This window comes from Roseitranquillus sediminis, from assembly GCF_016918935.1.
Lineage (GTDB): Bacteria > Pseudomonadota > Alphaproteobacteria > Rhodobacterales > Rhodobacteraceae > Roseitranquillus > Roseitranquillus sediminis.
This window is the reverse complement of record NZ_JAFFOB010000019.1, coordinates 114,593-138,791: the sequence shown is the minus strand read 5'-3', so window position 1 is coordinate 138,791 and position 24,199 is coordinate 114,593. Positions and strand designations below refer to the sequence as shown.

24 protein-coding genes and 1 tRNA gene are annotated in these 24,199 nt (G+C 66.5%); 11 read left to right on the top strand and 14 right to left on the bottom strand.

Going from position 1 to position 24,199, the window contains the following annotated elements; translation table 11 throughout:
• Window positions 1–61 precede the first annotated feature (61 nt).
• The 3 genes from ligA to JM664_RS14175 are packed head-to-tail and all read left to right on the top strand — an operon-like array spanning window position 62 to window position 4,444.
• Window positions 62–2,167, top strand: coding sequence for an NAD-dependent DNA ligase LigA (gene ligA / locus JM664_RS14185; protein WP_227420577.1), 2,106 nt, complete (start codon window positions 62–64; stop codon window positions 2,165–2,167).
• The gene (gene recG, locus JM664_RS14180; protein WP_227420576.1) at window positions 2,164–4,254 is read left to right on the top strand and encodes an ATP-dependent DNA helicase RecG; all 2,091 of its coding nucleotides are present in this window, start codon (window positions 2,164–2,166) and stop codon (window positions 4,252–4,254) included. The genes ligA and recG overlap by 4 nt, the downstream gene beginning before the upstream one ends.
• Before the next feature lie 31 nt (window positions 4,255–4,285).
• Window positions 4,286–4,444: a hypothetical protein gene (locus JM664_RS14175; RefSeq protein WP_227420575.1), complete on the top strand. Its 159-nt coding sequence runs from the start codon at window positions 4,286–4,288 to the stop codon at window positions 4,442–4,444.
• Window positions 4,445–4,565: 121 nt separating this feature from the next.
• Here the strand turns inward: JM664_RS14175 and JM664_RS14170 are convergent, their stop codons facing one another.
• The gene (locus JM664_RS14170) at window positions 4,566–5,018 is read right to left on the bottom strand and encodes an iron-sulfur cluster assembly scaffold protein (RefSeq protein WP_227420574.1); all 453 of its coding nucleotides are present in this window, start codon (window positions 5,016–5,018) and stop codon (window positions 4,566–4,568) included.
• A gap of 64 nt (window positions 5,019–5,082) precedes the next feature.
• Between JM664_RS14170 and hisI the strand changes: the two genes are divergently transcribed.
• Window positions 5,083–5,442, top strand: a complete 360-nt coding sequence (hisI, locus tag JM664_RS14165; RefSeq protein WP_227420573.1) for a phosphoribosyl-AMP cyclohydrolase — start codon at window positions 5,083–5,085, stop codon at window positions 5,440–5,442.
• On the opposite strand, the gene gluQRS is transcribed toward hisI, so the two are convergent.
• The 3 genes from gluQRS to gyrA are packed head-to-tail and all read right to left on the bottom strand — an operon-like array spanning window position 5,388 to window position 10,409.
• On the bottom strand, window positions 5,388–6,311 hold the full coding sequence (gene gluQRS / locus JM664_RS14160) for a tRNA glutamyl-Q(34) synthetase GluQRS (RefSeq protein WP_406675803.1): 924 nt from the start codon (window positions 6,309–6,311) through the stop codon (window positions 5,388–5,390). The two genes, hisI and gluQRS, sit on opposite strands and share 55 nt — an antisense overlap.
• Complete coding sequence (trmFO, locus tag JM664_RS14155) at window positions 6,308–7,660, bottom strand: methylenetetrahydrofolate--tRNA-(uracil(54)-C(5))-methyltransferase (FADH(2)-oxidizing) TrmFO (protein WP_227420572.1); 1,353 nt, start codon at window positions 7,658–7,660, stop codon at window positions 6,308–6,310. Before trmFO ends, gluQRS begins: the two co-directional genes overlap by 4 nt.
• 16 nt (window positions 7,661–7,676) lie before the next feature.
• Window positions 7,677–10,409, bottom strand: coding sequence for a DNA gyrase subunit A (gene gyrA / locus JM664_RS14150; protein ID WP_227420571.1), 2,733 nt, complete (start codon window positions 10,407–10,409; stop codon window positions 7,677–7,679).
• A gap of 190 nt (window positions 10,410–10,599) precedes the next feature.
• Here gyrA and JM664_RS14145 point away from each other — a divergent pair, with 190 nt between their 5' ends.
• The gene (locus JM664_RS14145; RefSeq protein ID WP_227420570.1) at window positions 10,600–10,866 is read left to right on the top strand and encodes an usg protein; all 267 of its coding nucleotides are present in this window, start codon (window positions 10,600–10,602) and stop codon (window positions 10,864–10,866) included.
• On the opposite strand, the gene JM664_RS14140 is transcribed toward JM664_RS14145, so the two are convergent.
• Window positions 10,841–11,314 (bottom strand): disulfide bond formation protein B, encoded by a 474-nt coding sequence (locus JM664_RS14140; RefSeq protein ID WP_227420569.1) that lies wholly within the window; start codon window positions 11,312–11,314, stop codon window positions 10,841–10,843. The two genes, JM664_RS14145 and JM664_RS14140, sit on opposite strands and share 26 nt — an antisense overlap.
• Window positions 11,311–11,889: a YqaA family protein gene (locus JM664_RS14135; RefSeq protein WP_227420568.1), complete on the bottom strand. Its 579-nt coding sequence runs from the start codon at window positions 11,887–11,889 to the stop codon at window positions 11,311–11,313. The genes JM664_RS14140 and JM664_RS14135 overlap by 4 nt, the downstream gene beginning before the upstream one ends.
• Before the next feature lie 90 nt (window positions 11,890–11,979).
• Between JM664_RS14135 and ypfJ the strand changes: the two genes are divergently transcribed.
• Window positions 11,980–12,816: a KPN_02809 family neutral zinc metallopeptidase gene (gene ypfJ, locus JM664_RS14130; protein WP_227420567.1), complete on the top strand. Its 837-nt coding sequence runs from the start codon at window positions 11,980–11,982 to the stop codon at window positions 12,814–12,816.
• A gap of 44 nt (window positions 12,817–12,860) precedes the next feature.
• Window positions 12,861–12,944 (top strand) — tRNA-Leu (locus JM664_RS14125).
• A 15-nt stretch (window positions 12,945–12,959) separates the two neighbouring features.
• On the opposite strand, the gene JM664_RS14120 is transcribed toward JM664_RS14125, so the two are convergent.
• From JM664_RS14120 to JM664_RS14095, 6 genes are all read right to left on the bottom strand, one after another.
• Entirely contained in the window at window positions 12,960–13,544 is a 585-nt protein-coding gene (locus tag JM664_RS14120) for a nucleotidyltransferase family protein (protein WP_227420566.1), read from the bottom strand.
• 1 nt (window position 13,545) lies between these two features.
• On the bottom strand, window positions 13,546–14,850 hold the full coding sequence (locus JM664_RS14115; protein ID WP_227420565.1) for a branched-chain amino acid ABC transporter permease: 1,305 nt from the start codon (window positions 14,848–14,850) through the stop codon (window positions 13,546–13,548).
• A complete protein-coding gene (locus JM664_RS14110) occupies window positions 14,847–15,857 on the bottom strand; it encodes a branched-chain amino acid ABC transporter permease (RefSeq protein ID WP_227420564.1) in 1,011 nt (336 codons plus the stop codon). Before JM664_RS14110 ends, JM664_RS14115 begins: the two co-directional genes overlap by 4 nt.
• Before the next feature lie 129 nt (window positions 15,858–15,986).
• Entirely contained in the window at window positions 15,987–16,667 is a 681-nt protein-coding gene (locus tag JM664_RS14105) for an ABC transporter ATP-binding protein (protein WP_227420738.1), read from the bottom strand.
• A 56-nt stretch (window positions 16,668–16,723) separates the two neighbouring features.
• The gene (locus tag JM664_RS14100) at window positions 16,724–17,503 is read right to left on the bottom strand and encodes an ABC transporter ATP-binding protein (RefSeq protein ID WP_227420563.1); all 780 of its coding nucleotides are present in this window, start codon (window positions 17,501–17,503) and stop codon (window positions 16,724–16,726) included.
• Between the two features lie 117 nt (window positions 17,504–17,620).
• Complete coding sequence (locus JM664_RS14095; RefSeq protein WP_227420562.1) at window positions 17,621–18,811, bottom strand: ABC transporter substrate-binding protein; 1,191 nt, start codon at window positions 18,809–18,811, stop codon at window positions 17,621–17,623.
• 232 nt (window positions 18,812–19,043) lie between these two features.
• On the opposite strand from JM664_RS14095, the gene JM664_RS14090 reads away from it, so the two are divergent.
• Complete coding sequence (locus tag JM664_RS14090; protein WP_227420561.1) at window positions 19,044–20,411, top strand: class II 3-deoxy-7-phosphoheptulonate synthase; 1,368 nt, start codon at window positions 19,044–19,046, stop codon at window positions 20,409–20,411.
• A gap of 40 nt (window positions 20,412–20,451) precedes the next feature.
• Here JM664_RS14090 and JM664_RS14085 read toward each other — a convergent pair whose 3' ends face one another.
• Window positions 20,452–21,144, bottom strand: coding sequence for a PAS domain-containing protein (locus tag JM664_RS14085; RefSeq protein WP_227420560.1), 693 nt, complete (start codon window positions 21,142–21,144; stop codon window positions 20,452–20,454).
• Window positions 21,145–21,301: 157 nt separating this feature from the next.
• Between JM664_RS14085 and gmk the strand changes: the two genes are divergently transcribed.
• From gmk to JM664_RS14070, 3 genes are read left to right on the top strand one after another with little or no spacing between them, the layout of a single operon-like run.
• A complete protein-coding gene (gene gmk / locus JM664_RS14080; protein WP_227420559.1) occupies window positions 21,302–21,973 on the top strand; it encodes a guanylate kinase in 672 nt (223 codons plus the stop codon).
• Window positions 21,970–22,500: a gamma carbonic anhydrase family protein gene (locus JM664_RS14075; RefSeq protein WP_227420558.1), complete on the top strand. Its 531-nt coding sequence runs from the start codon at window positions 21,970–21,972 to the stop codon at window positions 22,498–22,500. The genes gmk and JM664_RS14075 overlap by 4 nt, the downstream gene beginning before the upstream one ends.
• Window positions 22,497–23,675, top strand: coding sequence for a trans-sulfuration enzyme family protein (locus JM664_RS14070; protein ID WP_227420557.1), 1,179 nt, complete (start codon window positions 22,497–22,499; stop codon window positions 23,673–23,675). Before JM664_RS14075 ends, JM664_RS14070 begins: the two co-directional genes overlap by 4 nt.
• Here JM664_RS14070 and JM664_RS14065 read toward each other — a convergent pair.
• Window positions 23,660–23,947: a hypothetical protein gene (locus JM664_RS14065; RefSeq protein WP_227420556.1), complete on the bottom strand. Its 288-nt coding sequence runs from the start codon at window positions 23,945–23,947 to the stop codon at window positions 23,660–23,662. The two genes, JM664_RS14070 and JM664_RS14065, sit on opposite strands and share 16 nt — an antisense overlap.
• Between the last annotated feature and the right edge of the window lie 252 nt (window positions 23,948–24,199).

Below are 24,199 nucleotides of genomic sequence, written 5' to 3'. Positions count from 1 at the left end.
CGCATGTCTGGACGGAGGCGGGCGCGCCTCCTATCACTCTCGCACGCGGGCGGAGTTGGACATGGGCAGGACGGCGGTCGAGGAGTTGGACGAGGCGGAGGCCAAGACCGAGCTCGCCGAGCTCGCCCGCCAGCTCGACCGGGCGAACCGCGCCTATCATGCCGAAGACTCACCTGAGATCAGCGACGCCGACTACGATGCGCTGAAGCGCCGCAACGCCGCCATCGAAGCGCGCTTTCCGTTCTTGAAGAGGGCGGACAGCCCGTCCGAGCAGGTCGGTGCCGCCCCTTCCGAGGGCTTTGGCAAGGTGCGGCACGCGCGGCCGATGCTCTCGCTCGACAACGCCTTCGAAGCCGACGAGGTGCGGGAGTTCGACAAGCGCATCCGCCGCTATCTCGGGCTCATGCCAGATGAGCCGCTGCGCTACACTGCCGAGCCCAAGATCGACGGGCTCTCGCTGAGTCTGCGCTACGAAAGCGGCCGCCTTGCCGTCGCCGCCACACGCGGCGACGGTGCCGAGGGCGAGGACGTCACGCGCAACGCCCTGATGGTGGCGGACATCCCCGACCGGCTGTCAGGCGCGCCCGAGGTTCTGGAGGTGCGCGGCGAAGTGTACATGAGCCACGTGGCTTTCGCCGAGCTCAACGCGCGGCAGGAGGCCGCGGGCCGGCGCCTCTTCGCCAACCCGCGCAACGCGGCCGCGGGCTCGCTGCGCCAGCTCGATCCGGAAGTCACCCGCGAGCGGCCGGTCGGCTTCTTCGCCTATGCCTGGGGCACCGTCAGCGCGGCTCTGGCCGAGACGCAGATGAAGGCGATCGAGCGTCTGGCGGAGCTTGGGTTTCGTACCAACCCGCTCGCGCGCCTCTGCGACGGGCCCGACGAGATGCTCGCGCACTACGGCGAGATCGAGGCGCAGCGCGCGACGCTCGGCTACGATATCGACGGCGTGGTCTACAAAGTGGACGACCTGACGCTGCAGTCGCGGCTCGGCTACCGCTCCACGACGCCGCGGTGGGCGCTCGCGCACAAGTTCCCGGCCGAGCTGGCCTGGACGCAGCTCTTGGCCATCGACATCCAGGTAGGGCGGACGGGCGCGCTGAGCCCGGTAGCGCGGCTGAAGCCCGTGACCGTGGGCGGCGTCGTCGTGCAGAACGCGACGCTGCACAACGAGGACTACATCGCCGGCCGCGACTCCTCCGGCAACCCGATCCGGGACGGCAAGGACATCCGCGTGGGCGACTGGGTGCAGATCTATCGCGCCGGTGACGTCATCCCCAAGATCTCCGACGTCGACCTTACCCGCCGGCCGGTGGATTCGCAGCCCTTCAGCTTTCCGGAGGCGTGTCCCGAGTGCGGCTCCCAGGCGATCCGCGAGGCGGGGGACTCGGTACGCCGCTGCACCGGCGGCCTGATCTGCCCGGCCCAGGCGGTCGAGCGGCTGCGCCACTTCGTGAGCCGAGCGGCATTCGACATCGAAGGCCTTGGGGCGAAGCAGGTCGAGCAATTCTACCGTGACGGCTGGATCGCGGAGCCGGCCGACATCTTCACGCTCGGCGCGCGGTACGGGGACGACCTGCGCCAGCGCCAGGGCTGGGCCAAGAAATCGGTGCAGAACCTGCTCGCCTCGATCGAGCGGCGCAGGACGATCCCGCTCAACCGTCTGATCTTCTCGCTCGGCATCCGCCATGTCGGCGAGAGCGCCTCGATGGTGCTCGCCCGGCGCTACGGGACTTGGGAGGCGTTTGAGCAGGCGGTCACGCAGGCGCAGGTGGGCGAGGGGCCGGAATGGGCGGACCTAATCGACGCCGACGGCGTCGGGCCGGTGCTCGCGGCGTCTCTAGTGACCACGTTCGCGCAGGACGAGGAGCGCGCGTCGATCGACCGCCTGGTCAAGCAGCTGACGGTGGAAGAGGTGGCTCGCCCCGCTGCAGCCAGCGCGATCTCCGGCAAGTCGATTGTCTTCACCGGCACGCTCGAGCAGATGACGCGAGCCGAGGCCAAGGCACGGGCCGAGGCCTTGGGCGCCCGCGTGGTCGGCTCGGTCTCGGCGAAGACGGACCTTGTCGTGGCGGGGCCGGGCGCCGGCAGCAAGGCGAAGAAAGCGGCGGAACTCGGCATCGAGACGATCGACGAGGATGGGTGGATGGCGCTCGCCCGCGGCGAATGAGCGGCCGGCCCGAGATCCTGTTCCCGCTCTTCGGGTCGCTGGAGCGACTGCCGGGCATCGGCGCCAAGACCGCGAAGGCGCTGGCGAACCTGCGCATCGAGACGCCGCGCGACATGCTCTTCACGCTGCCCCAAGGCATCATCGACCGGACGTTGCGCGGCTCGGTCCGCGACGCCGTCGCACCGTGCGTTGTCACCGTGGAGGTCGAGGTCGAGCGGCACGCACCGCCGCTGAAGCGCGCACGGCCCTATGTCGTGACGGTGCGCGATGCGGCGACAACGTTCCAGATCGTGTTCTTCCACCCGCGCGACGAGTGGATACGCAAGCAGCTTCCCTTGGGCGCTCGCCGCATCGTCTCGGGCCGCATCGAGCTCTACGACAACATTGCGCGCATGGCGCACCCCGATTACATCGTCGCGCCCGAGGATTTAGGCGACCTCCCCGAGATCGAGCCAGTCTATCCGCTCGCCAACGGCGTGACGCAGCGCTTGATGCGCAACGCCGCGCGCGCGGTGCTGGACCGCCTCCCGCAGCTAGACGAATGGACCGATCCGCACTTGCTGACGCGAGAGGGGTGGCCGGACTGGAGCGAGGCGCTCCGCCTAGCGCACTGGCCCCGAAGTCAGGAAGACGTGCGTCCGCAAGCGGCGGCGCGGCGGCGACTCGCCTATGACGAGCTTTTCGCGCACCAGATGACGTTGGCACTTGCGCGCGCCCGCAGTCGCCGCGCCGCAGGCCGTCCGAGTGTCGGCACCGGGCAGATGACCTCGCGCCTCCGCGGTGCGCTGCCATACGCCCTGACGTCTGCGCAGGAGCGGTGCCTGCGTGAGATCGAGCACGACTTGGGCCGTCCGATCCGCATGAACCGCCTGCTGCAGGGGGATGTCGGCTCTGGCAAGACCGCGGTGGCGCTGCTTGCCTTGGCGGTGGCGGTCGAGGCGGGCGGGCAGGGGGTGCTGATGGCGCCGACCGAGATCCTGGCGCGGCAGCACGCCGATGGGCTGCGGCCGCTGGCCAAGGCGGCGGGCATCCGGCTGGAGGTGCTGACCGGCCGTGACAGCGGCCAAGCACGCGCGCGTCTCCTCTCAGACCTCGCCGAGGGGCGGATCGACGTGCTGGTCGGCACCCATGCGGTGTTCCAGAAGGACGTCGAGTTCCGTGACCTGCGTCTCGCCATCGTGGACGAGCAGCATCGCTTCGGCGTGGCGCAGCGCCTGGAGCTTCGCAGCAAGGGGTGTGCCGCCGATGTCCTGGTCATGACGGCAACGCCGATCCCGCGCTCGCTGGCGCTCGCGCACTACGGTGAAATGGACGTCTCGATCATCGACGAGAAACCGCCGGGGCGAAAGCCGGTCACGACCGCTCTCGTCTCTGCCGACCGCATCGACGAGGTAGTCGGACATCTGCGGCGGGCCATCGGCGAGGGGCGGCGCGCCTACTGGGTCTGCCCTCTGGTCGACGTCAGCGAGGCGACCGACCTCGCCGCCGCCGAGGAGCGCTACCAGGATTTCCGCGCCGCCCTCGGCGCCTCGCATGTCGGCATGATCCATGGCCGGATGGCGCCTGCGGAAAAGGACGCGGCCATGGCGCGCTTCGTGAGCGGCGAGACCAGCGTGCTCGTCGCGACGACCGTCATCGAGGTCGGCGTCAACGTGCCCGAGGCGAGCATCATGGTCATCGAGCGCGCCGAGACTTTCGGCCTCGCCCAGCTCCATCAACTTCGCGGGCGGGTGGGGCGTGGCAGCGAGAAGTCGACCTGCCTGCTGATGTACCAGCCGCCCCTGACCGAAAGCGGGCGCCGCCGGTTGGAGCTGCTGCGCCGCACTGAGGACGGGTTCGAGATCGCAGAGGAGGATCTGGCGATGCGCGGCGCCGGAGACGTGATCGGCACGGCACAGTCCGGTCTCCCGAGGTTCCGCATAGCGGATGCCGAGCGGCAGACCGACCTCATGGCGATGGCGCAGATCGATGCCCGCCTCCTGTTGGAGCGCGACCCCGATCTGGCCTCGGACCGGGGCAGGGCGGTGCGTACGTTCCTTTGGCTGATGCGACAGGACGAGGCCATCCGCCTGCTCGGCGTCGCCTGACCCACAGGAGGGTTTACAAACGGTTCCCGAGATGAGAACAATGCAGGAACATCAAGCGGAGCGGCCCATGCACCAGGTAATTGCCAAGCTTTCCGGCCTCCAGCAGGGCGAGGTTGCTGCGGACGTCGCCGGTGTGGCCGCCATTGTCGCCATGCTGGTTGTCGGGCTGCATCTTCCTCTGCTGATCTGATCTGCCCGCGCCTCGGGACGGCAAACATCGCGTCCCTCCTGCGGCTCGCTCCCTGGCTGCCGCGCTGCTGCCGAGGCGTGACCTGCCGCCGTGCTCCCACAAGCGCGGCGGCTTTTTTACGTCAGGCGCAGGCGGTGTCCTCGGCCTGCGCCATCGCCTCGGCCGTGGCGTCAAGCGACAGCATGATGGACGCGTGCCTGTTCTTGTAGTCCCGCGCGGGCCTGAGCACCCCGAGCTGCTCAAAGGGCGCTACAGGATCCGGTCCGTCGGACTTCAGCATCGTCCGCAGCTGTTCGCGCGCGGCCTCGACCTCCGCGCGCGTCCGGCCGATCGCGACGGAGCCCAGCACCGACGCGGCAGCCTGTCCCAACGCACACGCCTTCACGTCCTGCGCGAATTCCGCAATCCGGCCCTGTTCGTCCAGCCTTAGATCGACAGACACGGTCGAGCCGCATAGCGGTGACCGCTTGCGAACGGATGCCTGCGGGGACTCCAGCCGCCCCAGATACGGTATGTCGGCCGCAAGCTGGAGGATCTGACCCGAATAGAGCTTGATGAGGTCGGCGTCCGACATCGCTTTCTCCCGTCCCGCGCATGTTCTACTTAGCCGCAGCCAACGGCCGATCAAAGGTGTCGCGATGACGTTCGATCTGACCACGCTGCGTTATGACGCAGCCGGGCTCATTCCCGCCGTCGCCCAGGACGAGCAGACGGGAGAGGTTCTGATGCTCGCCTGGATGAACCGCGAGTCATTAAGAGCCACGCTGGAGACCGGGCGGGTGACCTACTGGTCGCGGTCGCGACAGGCCCTCTGGCGCAAGGGCGAAACGAGCGGCAACGTGCAGCATCTGGGCGAGATCCGCATCGACTGCGACCGGGACTCGCTGCTCCTCATCGTCCGGCAGGAAGGGCCCGCGTGTCACACCGGCCGCCGCTCGTGCTTCTATACGGCGGTGCGCGGCGGAGACGAAGCCGAGATCATGGCGCGCGGCGCCTGACGCAGTCCGACCAGACGTCGCAGGTCCGCGGGCGTGGCACCGCGGTCGCGGTACTCCCTGATGGCGCGCGCGTCGTGGCGCTTGGCGAGGCGGCGCCCGTCGGCATCGCGGATAAGGTCGTGGTGTAGATAGACGGGCGTCGGCAGTTCTAGCAGGCGCTGGAGAACGACGTGGATAGCCGTCGCCTCGAAGAGATCCTCGCCCCGCACGACATGGGTGATCCCTTGGCCGGCGTCATCTAGTACGACCGAGAGGTGGTACGAAGTTCCTACGCCGCGCCGCGCAAGTACCACGTCGCCGACGCTCGAGATCAAGTTATCGGCCGAGCGAGTGACAGACCTCGTGGGGCTGTTTCGTTCGAGAAACTCAACCGCACCTATAGCTTGCATCGCCTTCCTCATGTTCAGCCTCAGCGCCGAGTCCGGCAGTGGCCCGGCTCGGCGAGCGGCGCGGCATGTTCCGGGATAGACGACGCCGTCTGGCCCCAGCCGGACCCCCTCCTGTGGCGCCGAGACGGCCGATGCGATGTCCGCGCGCGTGCAGGAGCAGGGGTAAAGAAGGCCCATATCCCAAAGTCGCTGGAGTGCCGCGCGGTAGTGCTCCATTCGCTCGGACTGACGGAGGACAGGGCCCGACCATCTGACTCCTAGCCATTCCAGATCTGTCCGGATCAAATTCTCCCACTCGGGGCGGGCGCGGCTCTGATCGATGTCCTCGATGCGCAGCAGCAATTCTCCGCCATGGAACGTCGCCAGGTTTGAGGCGATCCAGACAGAGTAGGCGTGCCCAAGGTGCAGCGGCCCGGTCGGTGAAGGCGCGAAGCGGGTCCTGAGCCGCGAGCCGTCGCTCCCGCGGGGCAGAATGGTCAAGCTGCGGTCTCTGTCCGCTGCCCCAGCCACTGGTTCCAGTCGCGTTTCGCGCGTTCGGTGAAGGCGGCATAGCGCTCGCGACGGTTGCGGCGCCCGCCCTTGGCGTCGATTGGAGGGAAGAGACCGAAGTTGACGTTCATCGGCTGGAAGGTTGCGGCGTCGGCACCACTGGAGATATGATGCACAAGCGCGCCGGTCGCAGTGGTCATCGGCGGAGCCGAGGCATCCAGGCCGAAGCGTTCGGCAACGGCCAATCGTCCCGCAAGCAGGCCGATTGCCGCCGACTCGACGTATCCCTCGACACCGGTAATCTGGCCAGCGAAACGGATGTTCGGCTGCTTCCTGAGACGCATCCGGTCGTCGAGGAGCCGCGGCGAGTTCAGGAACGTGTTGCGGTGGATCCCTCCAAGCCGCGCGAACCTGGCCGCCTCCAGACCCGGGATCATCCTCAGGACGTCGGTTTGCGCGCCGTACCTCATCTTGGTCTGAAACCCGACGATATTGTAGAGGGTGCCTAACCTGTTGTCGCGCCGCAGCTGCACCACTGCATAAGCCTTCCGGTCCGGCCTGTGCGCATTCGTCAGCCCCACCGGCTTCATGGGCCCGAAACGTAGTGTCTCTCGCCCGCGCTGCGCCATGACCTCGATTGGCAGGCAGCCGTCGAAGTAGCCTGCGGTCTCGCCTTCATGAAAATCTACCGCGTCGGCTGCCAGTAGCGCGTCGACAAACGCCTCGTACTGGCCCTTGTCCATCGGACAGTTCAGGTAGGCCGTACGCTCGTCTTGCGTCTCGCCCTTGTCGTACCGGGACTGCGCCCATGCCACCGACATGTCGACGCTGTCCGCATAGACGATGGGCGCGATGGCATCGAAAAATGCGAGGCTGTCTTCGCCGGTCACGCGCCGGACTGCCTCGCCCAGAGCAGCCGAGGTCAGGGGCCCGGTGGCGAAGATCCAGTCGCCACTGGACGGAAGCGACGTTAATTCAGCGCTTTCGACGCGGATCCGCGGATGGGAACGCACAAGGGACGTCACCATCTCCGAAAAGCCGTGGCGGTCCACGGCCAGCGCGCCCCCGGCTGGCAGCCTGTGCCGGTCGGCCGCATTCATGATGAGACTACCCGCCGAACGCATCTCCCAGTGCAGTTGCCCAACTGCGTTATGAACGTCGTCGTCGGAGCGGAAGGAATTCGAGCATACAAGCTCCGCCAAGTTGCCAGTCTTGTGCGCGAAGGTGCCGACGGCGGGCCGCATTTCGTGGATCACGACGTCACAGCCGGCCTCCGCGGCCTGCCATGCAGCTTCCGAACCGGCGAGACCGCCGCCGACGATGTGCAGAGCGTCGCTCATCGCGTTGGGCCCAGTGTCATTCTACCAGCTTCCCGGCATCCTCGGCATCGGCGATCCACGCCACCGAGACCACGCGCTCGTCAGGCCCGGTCGAAAAGACCTTGACCCCGCCCGCCGTCCGCGACCGAAAGGAAATGCCTTCGACCGGGACGCGTATCGACTGGCCCCGCGAGGTCGCCAACATGATCTGGTCGCTCATCTCCACCGGAAAGGCGGCGACGAGACGGCCGCCGCGCAGCGCACGGTCCATGGCCATCACGCCCTGGCCGCCGCGGCCCCTGACTGGATAATCGTGTGAGGACGACAGCTTGCCGGCGCCTCTCTCGGTAATCGTCAGGATGAGGTCTTCGGCGGCGGACATCTCCGCGTACCGCGACTGGCTGAAGTCCATCGTCGTGTCGATGCCTTCGTCTTCGTCGGCCTCGCCTTCAGCCTCGTCGGTCAGGCCCTCGACGGCCCGGCGCATCTTGAGATAGGCCACCCGCTCGCCTGGCGTGGCCTCGAAGTGCCGGATGACCGCCATCGAGACGACGCTGTCACCCGGCGCGAGGCGGATGCCCCGGACGCCGGTCGATGCACGGCCGCGGAAGATGCGCACGTCGGTCGTGCGGAAGCGGATGGCGCGCCCCATGGCTGTGACCAGCATCACGTCATCGTCCTCACTGGCGATGCGGGCATTTACCAGCGTCACCCCCTCCGGCAGCCTCATCGCGATCTTGCCGTTCCGCATGACATTCGTGAAGTCGCTCAGGGCGTTGCGGCGCACATCTCCAGCGGAGGTCGCAAAGATGATCTGGAGCTCATCCCAATCCTCCTCGTCCCGATCAACCGGCATGATGGCGGCGATCGAGGCGCCGCCGATCGCGTCTATCACGTTCGAGATCGCGCGCCCGCGGGCATTGCGTCCGCCGAGCGGAAGGCGCCACGTCTTGAGCTTGAAGACCATGCCGTCGGTCGTGAAGAACAGCAGTTGCGTGTGCGTGTTCGCGACGAAGAGCGTGGTGACGACGTCGTCATCCTTGGTCGACATGCCCGACAGACCCTTGCCGCCGCGGCGCTGGCTGCGAAATTCGGTCAGGGGGGTGCGCTTGATGTAGCCGGTCTGCGTGACCGTCACCACCATGTCCTCGCGCTCGATGAGGTCCTCGTCCTCCATGTCGCCGGACCATTCGACGATCTCCGTCCGCCGCGGGATGGCGAAGTCGCTGCGGACCTGCCGAAGCTCGTCCGAGATGATCGACATGATCCTGCTGCGGGATCTGAGGATGTCGAGATAATCCTTTATCTTAGCGGCCAGATCCTGGAGCTCGTCCGTCACCTCCTTGACCCCGAGCTGGGTGAGACGCTGCAACCGCAGGTCCAGGATCGCGCGCGCCTGGATCTCGGACAGGTTGTAGGTCCCGTCCTCGTTGATCGTGTGCGTCGGGTCGTCGATCAGGCGGATGTAGTCGGCGATGTCCGAGGCGGGCCAGCGCCGCTCCATCAGCCGTGCACGTGCCTCCGCCGCGTCGGCCGAGGCCCGGATCGTCGCCACGACCTCGTCGACGTTTGAGACCGCGACGGCGAGGCCGCAAAGGATATGGCTGCGCTCCCGCGCCCTGCGAAGTTCATAGGCCGTGCGGCGGGCGACAACTTCTTCTCGAAACGCGATGAAATGGCTCAGAAAGTCGCGGAGCGTCAGCTGCTCAGGCCGACCGCCGTTCAGGGCCAGCATGTTGCAGCCGAACGACGTCTGCAGCTGCGTAAAGCGGAAGAGTTGGTTGAGCACCACATCCGGCGTGGCATCGCGGCGGAGCTCGATGACGACACGAATGCCGACCCGGTCGCTTTCGTCCTGGATACCGGAGATGCCTTCGAGACGTTTCTCGCGGACGAGGTCGGCTATCTTCTCGACAAGAGCTGCCTTGTTCACCTGGTAGGGGACTTCGTCCACAACGATGGCATGTCTGTCCTTCCGGACTTCCTCCACATGGGTCCGGGCACGAATGATGACGCTGCCGCGGCCCTCCAGATAGGCGCGGCGGGCGCCCGAGCGGCCGAGGATCAGGCCGCCCGTCGGGAAGTCCGGGCCCGGCACCATTTCCATGAGCTGCGAGGAGTCGAGGTCCGGATCTTCGATGAGCGCCAACGTTGCGTCCACCACCTCGCCCAGATTGTGCGGCGGGATGTTGGTCGCCATGCCCACGGCGATGCCCCCGGCGCCGTTCACCAGCATGTTCGGGAAGCGCGCCGGCAGGACCACGGGCTCGCGATCCTTGCCGTCGTAGTTGTCCTGGAAGTCGACCGTCTCCTTCTCGATGTCCGCAAGAAGCGCCTGCGCCGGACGGTCCATGCGAACCTCGGTGTAGCGCATGGCCGCCGGGTTATCACCGTCCATCGAGCCGAAGTTTCCCTGGCCGTCGAGGAGCGGTAGCGACATCGAGAAGTCCTGCGCCATCCGTACCAGAGCGTCGTAGATCGCGCTGTCGCCGTGCGGGTGGTACTTGCCCATGACGTCGCCGACGGGGCGGGCCGACTTGCGGTATGCCTTGTCGTGCGTGTTCCCGGTTTCATGCATCGCGAAGAGGATGCGCCGGTGCACAGGCTTGAGACCGTCGCGCAGGTCGGGGATCGCTCGGCTGATGATGACGCTCATCGCATAGTCGAGGAACGACGACGTCATCTCGTCGGATATCGAGATCGTTGGTCCGACGAGCTTAGCCGTGCCATTTTCCTCGGCATCGTCAGGGGGTTCTGGGATGTCGCTCACGCAGCCTCTCATGACGCGCGGTGGCGCCTTCCTGTAGCTGCCGGACACTAGCAGAACGGCGCGCGGAGGTGCAATGCCGCCTGGCGATTGCGCAACTCGTGCGGCGGGCGCCGCGCCAACCGATCATCATCGTTGATTAGTGACGCTCGTGGTGGCTCACTGAAGGGGCAGGTCTTGGAGAGTTGCTGAGATGAAGAGAGAAACGGAGCTGATGCTTCGGGGGTACGGCCTGACGACGGCGGAGTTCTTCTACCGCATGCCGGACTACCGCAACGTGCTCAATTCCTTTGTGTGGCAGGACTACGACGTGGCGCCGGACCACCCGCGCCTCTTCAAGTTCATCGAGTTCTGGCAAGAGAGCATAGAGGGACCGCTGCACTCGGTGCGCTTCACCCACAGGAAGGAGATCAGTCCCGGCGAGTGGCGTCACGTCACGGGCGAGTTCCGGCTGAATTGAACCGCAGCGCGTAGAGCCAGAGAGCGGCGAGTCCGAAGGAGAGGATCGCGTTCCACCCGGCCATCGAGATTCCCGCCAGTTGCCACGCGATGTCGTCGCAGCGGACGATGGGCGCGTTGAGGATCTGGTCCATCAGCTGCTCCGTCGAGAGGCCGCTGATGTCACCTGCGGTGCAGGTCGCCGGCCCCTCCCACCAGTCGCGTTCCACACCGGCGTGGTAGACGCCGATCGCGCCGGTGGTCGCCGCGGCAAACGCTCCCGCGATGGCCACGGGCGCCACGGGAGCCACGATGGCGACCGCCCCCATCAGCGCCGCGGCGCTGTGAGGCCAGCGCTGCCACAGGCAGAGCTTGCATGGGTAGTAGCCCAGCGACTGAAACACCCAGGCACCGACCAGCAGCCCCAGCGATCCGAGGCCGGCCAGGACCATCAGGTGGCGGCGCGTCACATGAACCTCACGGCATAGAAGCCGGCCAAGAGGATGCCCACGAACATGGTGAAGAGGATCCCGAGCCGGCGCTCGACGAAGACCCGCACAGGCGGCCCGAAGCGGTAGAGCAGGGCGGCTACCAAGAAGAAGCGCAGCCCGCGCGCGACGATGCTGGCCAGGATAAAGACCGGCAGGTTCAGCGCGGTGGCGCCGGAGAGGATGGTGATGACCTTGTAGGGGAAAGGCGTCACGCCGGCGATCAGCACCGCCCAGGCGCCCCACTCGTTGTAGCGCGCACCGAACTCGGCAAAGTAGGCGTCCTTGCCGTAGAACTCCAGCACGGGGCGGCCGACACTGTCGAAGAGAAGCGCGCCGATCCAGTAGCCTGCAAGGCCGCCGAGGACCGACGCCACGAGTGCGACTCCCGCGATGATCCAGGCACGCGACGGCCGGGCGAGGATCATCGGGATCATCAGCACATCCGGCGGTATCGGGAAAACCGACGACTCGATGAAGGCGACAACCGCCAGCGCCCACAGTGCATGGGGCGTATCGGCCAGCCTCAGCGTCCAGTCATACGCGCGCCTGATCATGCCGCCCCCGGTTTCGCATCCCGCCTTTTGGGTGGACCCCGCATCCCCGTCAAGCGTTGCCGGCGAGAGGTGGAGTCGGAGGCGGAAAGGATGAGGTGGAGAGGGCGGCGCGGCAGCGTCAATGTTAGTGACAGACGCGGGTCGCGAGGCGTCGTCCGTGGCGGAGCGGGCGGGCTTGGGGTCCTGGCTATCGTGCTCGTCGGCTGGCTCCTGGGCGTTGACCTGACGCCACTCCTTGGCGAAGCCGAGGTTCGCGCCCCCACGCGCCCCTCGACTGCGGCCGAGGAGGAGGCAGGTGCATTCGTGAGCGTCGTGCTGGCCGACACCGAGGACGTGTGGGCGGCAGTCTTTCGGGATCAGGTCCGCGAAAGCTACCATCCGCCGACGCTAGTGCTCTTCTCCGGGATGACCAACAGCGGTTGCGGGCAGGCGAGCGCCGCAACGGGTCCGTTCTACTGTCCGCTCGACGGCAGGGCCTATCTCGACACCGCATTCTTTACCGCACTCGAGCGACGGTTTGGTGCGGGCGGGGATTTCGCGGCCGCCTATGTCGTGGCGCACGAGGTCGCCCATCACGTCCAGCGCGAGATCGGCATCTTGGGGGAGGCGCACGCGATCCGCCGCCAGGTCAGCGAGTCCGAATCGAACGCCATCAGCGTGCGACTAGAATTGCAGGCCGACTGCCTCGCCGGCCTCTGGGCGCACCACGCGCAGGAACGTTTCGCGATCCTCGAAGAGGGCGACGTGGCGGAAGCCATGAATGCCGCCGCGCAGATCGGCGACGATATCCTGCAGCAGCGGACTGGTACCGTCAGGCCCGAGACTTTTACCCACGGCACAGGGGAACAGCGCCAGGACTGGTTCCGCACCGGGTTCGAGACCGGCGAAATCCGCGCCTGCGACACCTTCGAAGCCGAACCCATCTGACGGGGCTTGGAGCGCCCCGCTCGTGGCGCTACAGAAGGCCAGCGGCCCGAGTGGCGGAATGGTAGACGCAGGGGATTCAAAATCCCCCGCCGCAAGGCGTGTCGGTTCGAGTCCGACCTCGGGCACCATCGGAAGGTGACGCTTCAGCGGCGGGCGCGCCAGCGAAGCCAGTCTTCCGGTGTGTCGAGGTCGACGATGGCGCGACCATCCTCCAGCGCCACCAGGACCTGTTCCTCGCGCTTCAGGATGTCCTTCGCCCCCTGATCGCCCTCAAGCGCCCCGAGCGCTTGGAAAAGGCGCCGCGGGAAGATCACCGGATGACCTGGCACGCCCTCGCTCGTCGCCGCCCGGACCACGGCATTCGGCTTGTCGAGCGACTGGCGCAGCAGACGGAGCAGGTCGTCGGTACGGACCTCGGGCATGTCACCCAGGAGGAGCAGGAGGTGGCTCGCCTCTTCCGGAAGCGATCGGACGATCGCGCGGATCGAGGCGGACATTGCCGGCTCCTCCTCCGCGACAGGGACCGATGCCACGGCTTCGCCCAGCAAGGCCGCCTCACGGGATTTCTCGTATGCCGGCAGTGCCACGGTGACGGGCAGTCCGGTCGCGAGGGCGATCCGCGCCTGACGCACTATGAGCGGCATCCCGTCCACCGGCTGCAGAAGCTTGTCGCGCCCGCGCATTCGCGACGAGGACCCTGCGGCCAGGATGCCGATGACCGTTGTCACTTCACCGCTCAGGGAGCAGGCCGCGCGGACTGAACCTGAGGACGAGCAGCAGGACGAGCCCCATCGTGAGCAGCCGCATGTGCGCGGCGCCATCCAGCAGATGCAGCCGGACCACTGAATCCGCCGGTAGCCCGGAGGTGATGGTGACAATCAGCCACTGGCCCAGCGGCTCGACCTCGACCCAGAGGAACCAGATCAGGAACCCGCCGAGGACCGCACCGAAGTTGTTTCCGGAACCGCCGACGATGACCATCACCCAGACAAGGAACGTGAAGCGCAGCGGCTGATAGGTGCCGGGCGTGAGCTGTCCGTCGAGCGTTGTCATCATCGCGCCGGCGAGGCCGCAGACGGCGGAGCCGAGGATGAAGACCTGCAGGTGCCGCGCCTTCACGTCCTTGCCCATGGCCTCGGCCGCCACCTCGTTGTCGCGGATCGCGCGCATCATCCGGCCCCAGGGAGAGCGGAGGGCGGTCTGCGCCAGCCAGAGGAGCACGAGAACAACTGAGATAAACAGCCCCGCGTAGGCGAGCTTGACGGCGATCGAGGAAGCTGTCGCGGCGTCGATGCCCAAGCCCGCCGCCCGCGCCACGAAGTCGGGATCGTTCTGCAGGTCGATCTCGTACGGGACCGGCCGCGGGACCCCGATCACGTTCTTGACCCCGCGGCTGAGCCAGTCCTCGTTCTTGAGGACCGCGATGATGATCTCTGCGATGCCGAGCGTCGCGATCGCGAGATAGTCCGCCCGCAGTCCGAGCGCCGTCTTGCCGACGATCCATGCCGCGCCCGCGGCCAGCAGAGCGCCGATCGGCCAGGCCAGGAGGACGGGCAGGCCGAGGCCGCCGAGGTACCCCGATGCCGCCGGATTGATCGCCTCGATGGCCGCCACGGCGGGGTCGAAGATCCAACGGAAATGGAAGAAGCCCGCGGACAGCACCGACACGAGCGCCACGACGCGGACCGCACCTCGCGGGAGGCGCCGCCAGAGCTGGATCGCGGCCGCAATGGCAGCCGCGCCGACTGCCAGTGCCAGAAGAACCCTCGCACCACCGGCGGCCCAGGCCTGAGTCACGGGAGGCATCGCCACGACGACCGCCCCCAGGCCGCCAAGCGCCACGAAGCCCATCACCCCGATGTTGAACAGGCCCGCGTAGCCCCATTGCATGTTCACGCCCAGCGCCATCACTGCCGAGATGACGCCCATGTTGAAGATCGAGAGCGCGACGTTCCAGCTCTGCAGGAAGCCGGCCATCAGGATCAGGACCAGCATCGCGACGAAGAGCAGCAGGTTGCGAAGCGGGAATGTCACGACGTCTGCCCCCGGAAGAGCCCGGTAGGCCGGAACAGCAGCACGATGACGAGGATAGCGAAAGAGACGGCGAACTTATAGTCGGTGGAAAGGAGCTGCATCAGCCCCGCCGGCTCAAGCGCGTCGGGCAGCAGATAGCCCAGCACCTTCTTGAAGGCATAGGTCACCGTTACCTCGGAGAAGGCGATGACGAAGCCGCCCGCGATCGCGCCCACGGGCGAGCCGAGGCCGCCGACGATGGCCGCGGCGAAAATCGGCAGCAGGAGCTGGAAGTAGGTGAAGGGCTTGAACGTCTTGTCGAGGCCATAGAGCACGCCTGCGATGGTGGCGAGCGCGGCGACGATGATCCAGGTGATGGCGACCACGCGCTCGGGGTCGATGCCGGACAGGAGCGCGAGATCCTCATTGTCGGAGTAGGCGCGCATGGACTTGCCCGTACGTGTGCGATTGAGGAACCAGAAGAGCGCTGCGACCACGACGATGGCGGTCACCAGGGTGATTGCCTGCGTCGTCCGTATCGCAAGTCCTTCGTCGAGCCCGGTCAGATCCCGGAAGTCGCGCGCATTGATGAGGAAGCGGGCACCGTCAGCAAACACCTGATCGTCTACGCCGATGACGAAGCGCACGATCCCGTTCATCACGAACATGACGCCCATCGACACGATCACCAGGATCACCGGCGCGACGCGCTGGCGGCGGTAGAAGCGATAGACCACGCGGTCTGTCGCGAGGACCAGCAGCGCCGTGACCGCGATGCCCGCGGGCAGGGCGAGGAGGGCCGTCGGGAGGACGCCGAACGTCACATCCTGCGCCTGCAGCCACCACGTCAGGAGGATCGTCACCATGGCTCCGAAGGCCATCGTGTCGCCGTGCGCGAAGTTCGAGAAGCGCAAGATGCCGTAGATCAGCGTCACGCCGAGAGCGCCCAGCGCCAACTGCGCGCCATATGCCGTCGCCGGAACGATGACGAAGTTCGCAAGCGCGACGAGCGCGTTCAACGGTTCCAAGCGACTTTCAACTCCCGATCCCGTAGGTGGCGCGCCCGTCGGCGGGCGACGCTGCGCGTGTTGCAGCAGGTCGAGGGCATGCGGAACCCCGTCGCCCGCGTCAAGATCAGGGGCGGTCGGAACAAGGAATCAGCCGCCTAGGAAGGTCCGGCGCACCTCGGGGTCCGCCAGAAGCGCTGCGCCGGTGTCGGTGTAGGCATTGCTCCCCTGGACGAGAACGAAGCCACGGTCCGCGATTTGCAGCGCCTGCCGCGCATTCTGCTCGACCATCAGGATCGAGATGCCGGTGCGCGCAACCTCGATGATGCGGTCGAAGAGCTCGTCCATCACGATGGGAGAGACGCCAGCGGTCGGCTCATCCAGCATCAGCACCTGCGGCTGGGTCATGAGCGCCCGGCCGACAGCCACCTGCTGCCGCTGACCGCCGGACAGCTCTCCCGCGGCCTGCCGGCGCTTGTCGCGCAGTATCGGGAAGAGGTGATAGACCTGCTCCAGCGTCGCGTGAATGTCGTCGCGCCGCAGGAAGGCGCCCATCTCTAGGTTTTCCTCGACGGTCAGCGCGCCGAAGATATTGCGCGTCTGTGGGACGAAGGCCATCCCCTCCGCCACGCGCGCCTGCGGGGCGAGGCCGGTGATGTCCGTTCCGCCGATGCGGACGCGCCCCTTGCGGAGCGGAAGCATTCCAAAGACTGCCTTCATCGCGGTCGACTTGCCGGCGCCGTTGGGGCCGACGATGACCGCAATTTCGCCGCGCCTGACGGAGACGGTGCAGTCATGCAGGATGTCGGCGGCGCCATAGCCACCGGTCATGCCCTCGCCGATCAGGAACGGCTCTCCCGGTCCGGTTTGTTGCGCGGGCAGGGCGCTCACGCCGGCACGGCCTTGTTCTTGAGCCCGGTGCCCAGATACGCCTCGATAACCCGCTCGTCGGCCATGATCTCGTCGGCCGACCCTTGCGTCAGGACGCGACCCTCCGCCATGACGATGACCGGGTCGCAAAGCCGGGCGATGAAGTCCATGTCGTGCTCGATCAGGCAGAAGGTGTAGCCGCGCTCGCGGTTGAGGCGGACGATCGCGTCGCCAATGGTGCCGAGGAGGGTGCGGTTCACCCCGGCACCGACCTCATCAAGGAACACGATCTTGGCATCGACCATCATCGTCCGGCCCAGCTCCAGCAGCTTCTTCTGCCCGCCGGAGAGATTGCCTGCCTTTTCGTCGGCGAGGTGAGAGATCGTCAGGAAATGGAGCACCTCGTCCGCACGCTCGACCAGACGCCGCTCCTCCTGCGCAATCCGGCGGCGCGAGAACCACGCGCTCCAGAGCGACTCGCCCGTCTGGTTCGCGGGCACCATCATCAGGTTCTCGCGCACCGACATCGAGGCGAATTCGTGCGCAATCTGGAACGTGCGCAACAAGCCGCGGTGGAAGAGGGCATGCGGCGGCTCGCCCGTCACGTCCCCGCCATCCATCAGGATGCGCCCGGAGGTCGGCTGCAGGTTGCCCGCGATGACGTTGAAGAGGGTCGTCTTGCCGGCGCCATTCGGTCCGATGAGACCGGTGATGGAACCATCGGCAATTTTCAACGTTGCACCATCGACGGCGCGGAAGCCGCCAAAATGCTTGTGAACGTCTTGAACGACGATCATGTCCCCAATCCCCACAAGCACGCTGGCCGCCCGTTCGTCCCCACCGGGGCGGCCAGACCAGGCCAAGCGCGTCATCGAAACGGCCCGGTCCTCAATGACCGGGCCGTTTCTCCATCTTCAGTGGAACGTCACCGTCTCGATCTTGCCGTCGCGGATCTCGATCTCGCGATAGTTGCCGGCGCTTTCTCCTGGCTCCACCAGCTCCACGTCGGATGCGCCGACATAGTCGATGTCGCCACCCTCGGTGAGGATCTGCAGCGCCTTGGCGAGTTCACCGGGCATGATCGGCTCGCCGGGCGCGTTGGCGACATTCATCACCGCCGCGGCCACCGCCTGACCATCGGTGCTGTCGGCCGCCTGCATCGCGAGGAGGAGCACCGCCGCGGCGTCGTAGCCTTCCTTGGCGTAGGGCGAGGTGCCGTCGACATCGTCCTCCGCCAGCATCGCCTCGAGCGTCTGCGCGCCCTCGTTCTGCGAGCTCGGGTGTTGCCCGAACGAGCCGTCGATGCTGTTCCCGAAATTCTCTTCCAGCGCGCCGGCCACCATGCCGTCCGGCAGGACAAACATGTCGAACGCGCCGGAATCGAGCGCAGCGCGGATGATGCCGGAGCCGCCCTCGTCGACGTAGCCTGCCACGACGAGCGCCTCGCCGCCGGCCGAAGCGAGCGCGCCGATCTCGGCGGAGTAGTCGGCTTTGTTGTCCTCGTGTGCGGCCGACAGCGTGATGGTGCCGCCGGCTTCGGTAAAGGCGCTTTCGAAGCTGTCGGCCAAGCCCTTGCCGTAGTCGTTGTTGGTGTAGGTCACGGCGACTTCGTCGATGCCGCGTCCCTGGATGATCTCCGCCATCAGCTCGCCCTGCCGTGTGTCGGACGGCGCGAGGCGGAAGAAGAGGCCGTCGTCCTCGATCGTCGTCAGGGCAGGCGATGTGGCGGAAGGAGAGATCTGCACGATGCCGTTCGGGCGCGCGACGTTCGTGAAGACGGCGCTGGTCGCGCCCGAGCACATGGCGCCGACAATGCCGACGATGCCGTCGCTGGTCACCAGCCGCTCGGCCACAGCCGTCGCGGCACTGGCGTCCACGCAGGTGGAGTCTCCGCGGATCCCCTCGACGTTCCGCCCATTCATGAAGGATCCGGCCTCGTTTACCTCGGCGATTGCAAGCTCGGCACCCGCGGCGATCGGCGGCGCCAGTGACTCGAGCGGCCCAGTGAATCCGAGGATGACGCCGATCTTGACCGGGTCGTCCTGCGCCACGGCCGAGCCCGCGCAGAGCGCGCCTACCGCGGTGGCGATCATCAGTCTCTTCATTCCTAAGCTCCCTGAGCTGATCTTCTCCCGCGCAGGAGCCTAGGTCGGCCTCGCGGCGAAGGAAACCAGCTTGTGGCACCGCGGGAGGGGGCTGCCGCAGGGTCATTGCGCGAACGGATTGTGGCTGGCGGCGCAGATCGTCCTGCGCGCGAGCGCGGACGACACATTATGGTTTGCGATGCGGTTCGCGTCGCCTATACCTGCGCCCCGACAGACGGACGGGAGTTTGGACATGGGCGAGTGGCAGAAGACTGACTGGAGGCGCAAGCCCCGGGTGCAGATGCCTGAATACACCGATCAGGCGGCGCTGCATCCGGTCGAGGCGCAGCTGGCGAAGTATCCGCCGCTGGTCTTCGCCGGCGAGGCACGGCGGCTGAAGGCGGCGTTGGCGCAGGCGGCCCGTGGCGAGGCATTCCTGCTGCAGGGCGGGGACTGTGCCGAGAGCTTCAGCGAGTTCTCTGCCGACAGCATCCGCGACACCTTCAAGGTCATGCTGCAGATGGCGATGGTGCTGACCTTCGCCGCAAAGGTGCCGGTGGTGAAGGTCGGCCGCATGGCGGGCCAGTTCGCCAAGCCGCGCTCGGCCCCGACCGAAATCCGCGGCGACGTGGAGCTGCCATCTTATCGCGGCGACATCATCAACGACATCGACTTCACATCCGAGTCGCGGACGCCCGATCCGGCGCGGATGCTGCAGGCGTACACCCAGGCCGCCGCCTCGCTGAACTTGGTGCGCGCGTTCTCCACCGGCGGCTATGCCGACGTGCACAAGGTTCACTCCTGGACGCTCGGTTTCACAGATCGGGAGGAAGCCGAAAAGTACCGTGAGCTTGCGAACCGGATAAGCGACGCGCTGGACTTCATGCAGGCGGCGGGCGTGAACCAGGACACGGCGCACACGCTGCAGTCGGTCGACTTCTACACCAGCCACGAGGCGCTGCTGCTTGAGTACGAGGAGGCGCTGACGCGGGTCGATTCCACGACCGGCAAGTGGGTCGCTGGGTCGGGGCACATGATCTGGATCGGCGATCGGACGCGCCAGCCTGACGGCGCGCATGTAGAGTTCTGCCGCGGCGTCCAGAACCCGATCGGGCTGAAGTGCGGTCCGTCCCTCACGGTGGAGGATCTGAAGGTCCTGATGGCCCGGCTGAACCCGCAGAACGAAGCCGGCCGTCTGACGCTGATCGCGAGGTTCGGCGCGGGCAAGGTCGGAGACCACCTGCCGCGCCTCGTCCGTGCGGTCCAGCAGGAGGGGGCGCAAGTCGTCTGGTCCTGCGACCCGATGCACGGCAACACGATCAAGTCGGTTTCCGGTTACAAGACCCGGCCCTTCGACAGCGTGCTGCGCGAGGTGCAGGAGTTCTTTGCAGTTCACAACGCCGAGGGCACGATTCCCGGCGGCGTCCATTTCGAGATGACCGGGCGGGACGTCACCGAGTGCACCGGCGGCGTCCGCGCCGTGAGCGACGAGGATCTCTCGCACCGCTATCACACCGCCTGCGATCCGCGACTGAACGCAAGCCAGGCGCTGGAGCTGGCCTTCCTGGTTTCAGAGGAGCTGACCGCGCGACGGCGCGCCGCGCTCGAGGCCGCTGTTTGAGAGGCTCGGATGCCGGCCACTGGCCGGCATCCACCAGATCTCAATCCTGCGAGACCACCAGGCGTAGATGGGGCCGGTCGGCCCTCTCGAGCCGCTCGAGCAGGCCGGGTCGCACCGCTTCTTCGGCGAACCCGGCGCTGCGCTCGGCTCCGTCGGATGCGAGGTTGGTCGTGCAGCGATGATCGCCGGTGCCGATCATCGTCTGGCAGGTGTGTGACAGGACGTCGAATCGGCGCGGCGCACGGCCGATCTTGCCGGCCGCCACCAGCACACCCAGGGCTCGACTGACGTCTCCGAGGTCGCTCCGAAGCGGCAGGAGGACCATCTGCGCCTGCATCCGCGGCTTGCCGAGAGAGCCTTGCGAAACGAGCTCAAAGCGTGCGACGGCAGGTTCTTCGAACATTGTCTCGAGCGCGGAGCCAACGGCGTCACGCGACTCGGGCGCGATCATCGCCGTGAGGGGCATCCCGCGCACTTCCATGCCCATCAGGTCGTTCAGGTGCATTCCCGCGAGACGGAAGCGGGCGAGGCCCTTGGAGATCCGTTCGAGAATGAAGGCGTTGCCGAGCGCACTCGAAATCTGACGCGGGTCGATCTCGGACCGGGCAGGGACCACACGACCGTTCCGCAAGCTTTCCCAGTAGGCCTCGATCCTCTTGAGCGCGCCCTGCTGTGCGCGCTCCCGAAAGCTGTCGATAGACACGACCGTATTGATGTCTCGTATCTCGCTCACGTCGGACCTCTCGGTCGGCGGCGCCGCGTTGTGGCGGCAAACGCCGTCTGTTAACTGATGATTAGGGCACGGTTACTACTCCGTTAAGATGACACAATCACCGCTGAAATCAGCTCCAAATTTAAGAAAGGGTTAAGATCTGACGCACTCGTCGATCATGACCCAACGGGAAGGACGCGCGGTGACGGAGACAACGCGGCGCGGACTGCTCGTCATCCTTTCTTCGCCATCGGGTGCTGGAAAGTCTACATTGGCGCGCCGGCTGCGGCAGTGGGACCCTTCGATTGTGTTTTCCGTCTCAGCGACCACGCGCAGTCCGCGGGTCGGAGAGGTCGAGGGGCAGGACTATCACTTTGTCGATGACGAGCGTTTCCGCCGCTGGGTCGATGAAGGTGACATGCTTGAGCACGCGAACGTGTTCGGCAACTATTACGGTTCGCCCCGCGGGCCGGTCCAGCAGGCGATCGACGCCGGTCGCGACGTTCTCTTCGACATCGACTGGCAGGGTGCGCAGCAGATCAAGAACGGTCAGCTTCGGGACTACGTGCTTTCGGTCTTCATCCTGCCGCCCTCCATCGCAGAACTCCGGCGCAGGCTGACGGAACGCGGTCAGGACACGCCGGAGGTCGTCCGTGCGCGGATGCTCAAGAGCTGGGACGAGATTAGCCGCTGGTCCGAATACGATTATGTCCTGGTGAACGACGACCTGGAGCGCACTGAGGAGCGACTGAGAGGAATTGTCGCTGCCGAGCGGCTGCGCCGAACGCAACAACCCGGCCTGCTCGCCCATGTCAGGCGGCTTCAGGCGGAATTCGAGGGAGAGACATGACGCTATATGCGCTCGACGGCATCACGCCGTCGCTGCCGGATTCGGATGACTACTGGGTCGCGCCGGATGCCAATCTGATCGGACGCGTGATCCTGCGCAGCGGCAGTTCTGTCTGGTTCGGCGCCACGTTGAGAGGCGACAACGAGACCATCGAACTGGGCGAGGGGTCCAACATTCAGGAAAACTGCGTCCTACACACCGACTTGGGCTTCCCTCTGACCATCGGGCGGAACTGCACGATCGGCCACAAGGCGATGCTCCACGGCTGCACGATCGAGGACGGCAGCCTGATCGGGATGTGCGCGACAGTTCTGAACGGTGCGCACATCGGGCGGAATTGCCTGATCGGTGCCGGAGCGCTGATCACGGAAGGCAAGCGGATCCCCGACAACTCCCTCGTCATGGGTGCGCCGGGCAAAGTGGTGCGCGAGCTGGACGAGGCGGGGCGGCGCAAACTCGAGGCGTCGGCGCGCAGCTATCAGGAGCGCATGCGCAAGTTCCGCGCCAACCTCGAGGTCGCCAGTTGAGCCGCACGCCAATCCGTCGCACGCCCGTTCCAGCGAGCAGCAGCCGCGCCGTCGTCACGCCCATCATGCCCTCCGTGGTCTATGCCTCGGAAAGCCCGGACGCGCTCGACGACCAGTACGAGAGCCGCTCTCCGGGCTATACCTATGCGCGCGAAGGACACCCGAACGCGGACGTCCTGGCGCAGAAGATCGACGCTCTCGAAGGCGGCAGCGGGGGGCTGATCGTCGGCTCCGGCATGGCCGCCGTCACTGCCATGTTCATGGCGCTCCTGAAGAACGGAGACCATGTCATCGGCGGGAGCCAGCTCTATGGCCGCTCACTGCGCCTGATGAAGGAGGACCTGCCGCGCCTCGGTATCGCGACGAGCCTGGCCGATCCGACAGATGTCGAGGCGGTCAGGCAGGCGCTGCGGCCCGAGACGCGCCTCATCCTCCTTGAGGTCGTGGCGAATCCCACGCTGCGAGTTGCCGATGTCGAGGGCATCGCGCGGCTGGCGCACGACCGCGGGGTGCTCCTCGCGGTCGACAACACCTTTACCACGCCGCGGGCCTTTCAGGCGTTCGGTCATGACGCGGACATCGTCATCCACTCCGTGACGAAGATGCTCGCCGGCCATTCGGACGCGACGCTCGGATACGTGCTGGCGCAGGATCCGGAGCTGCAGGCGCGGATCCGCACCTTCGCCGTCACGGCCGGCCTTACGCCCAGTCCATTCGATTGCTGGCTCGCAGAGCGTGGGCTCTATTCGTTCGAACTGCGCTACGATCGCGCCGAGGCGAATGCAGCTGAGCTTGCCGATCATCTCGCGCAACTGCCGGGTGTGACGCGCGTGCTTTATCCGCTTCGGCGCGACCATCCGGACTATGAGCGGGCGCGCTGTCTTATGGGGACGCATGCATCAAACATGGTCAGCTTCGAAGTCGAGGGCGGTCGCTTTGCAGCAAATGCGCTCGTGCGGGCGGTGCCGGACCTGCCGTTCGCTCCGACGCTTGGCGACATCGGAACGACTCTGAGCCATCCGGCCAGCTCGTCGCACCGCGCGCTCACGCCTGACGAGCGGGCGGGGCTAGGATTGTCCGAAGGTTTCTTCCGTATCTCGGTCGGCTGCGAAGACATCGCCTTGCTGAAGGAGGAGTTCGCGACCGCAGTCGCAGCATCTCAGGCCGAGAGGTGAGCAGGAATGGGATCGATCTCGATGTCGAGGCCGGGAAAGAGCGAGCGAAGTTCGCCCAGAACCATTTCCGGACACGGCAAGGCGTCGGTCAGGACACGGTACTTGCCCTTGAAGCCCAGATCGTGCAGCCGCTGAGCCAGATCCACGCAGTCGAAGCGGCGCGCAAGGAGGGACGAGATCACGACCTCGGGCCGTACCACCTGAAGCAGTCCTGTGTCGACCTCATGAAATTCGGCGAAGGATATCCGCGAGTCGCCGCTGCGCTTGCGCACCGGATGCCTGTGAGGCGAGGTCTCACCAACGGCAAGAACCATCGCACGCGCTTCAAGCTGCCGCTCCGTTGCGGCAGCCCGGGACGAGGCGAAACGATCCCGTATGGATATGACGCCCCGATGATGCGCGATTTCTCCAGCCCCTTATCTCTAAGCGCCGCAGCAGTTTGCCCGGCCGCCGCTCCCGGTGAGCGTCCCGTCATGAGATAAGCCAAGCTTGGGGCGCAGCAAATCCCCATATTAGGGGAAATG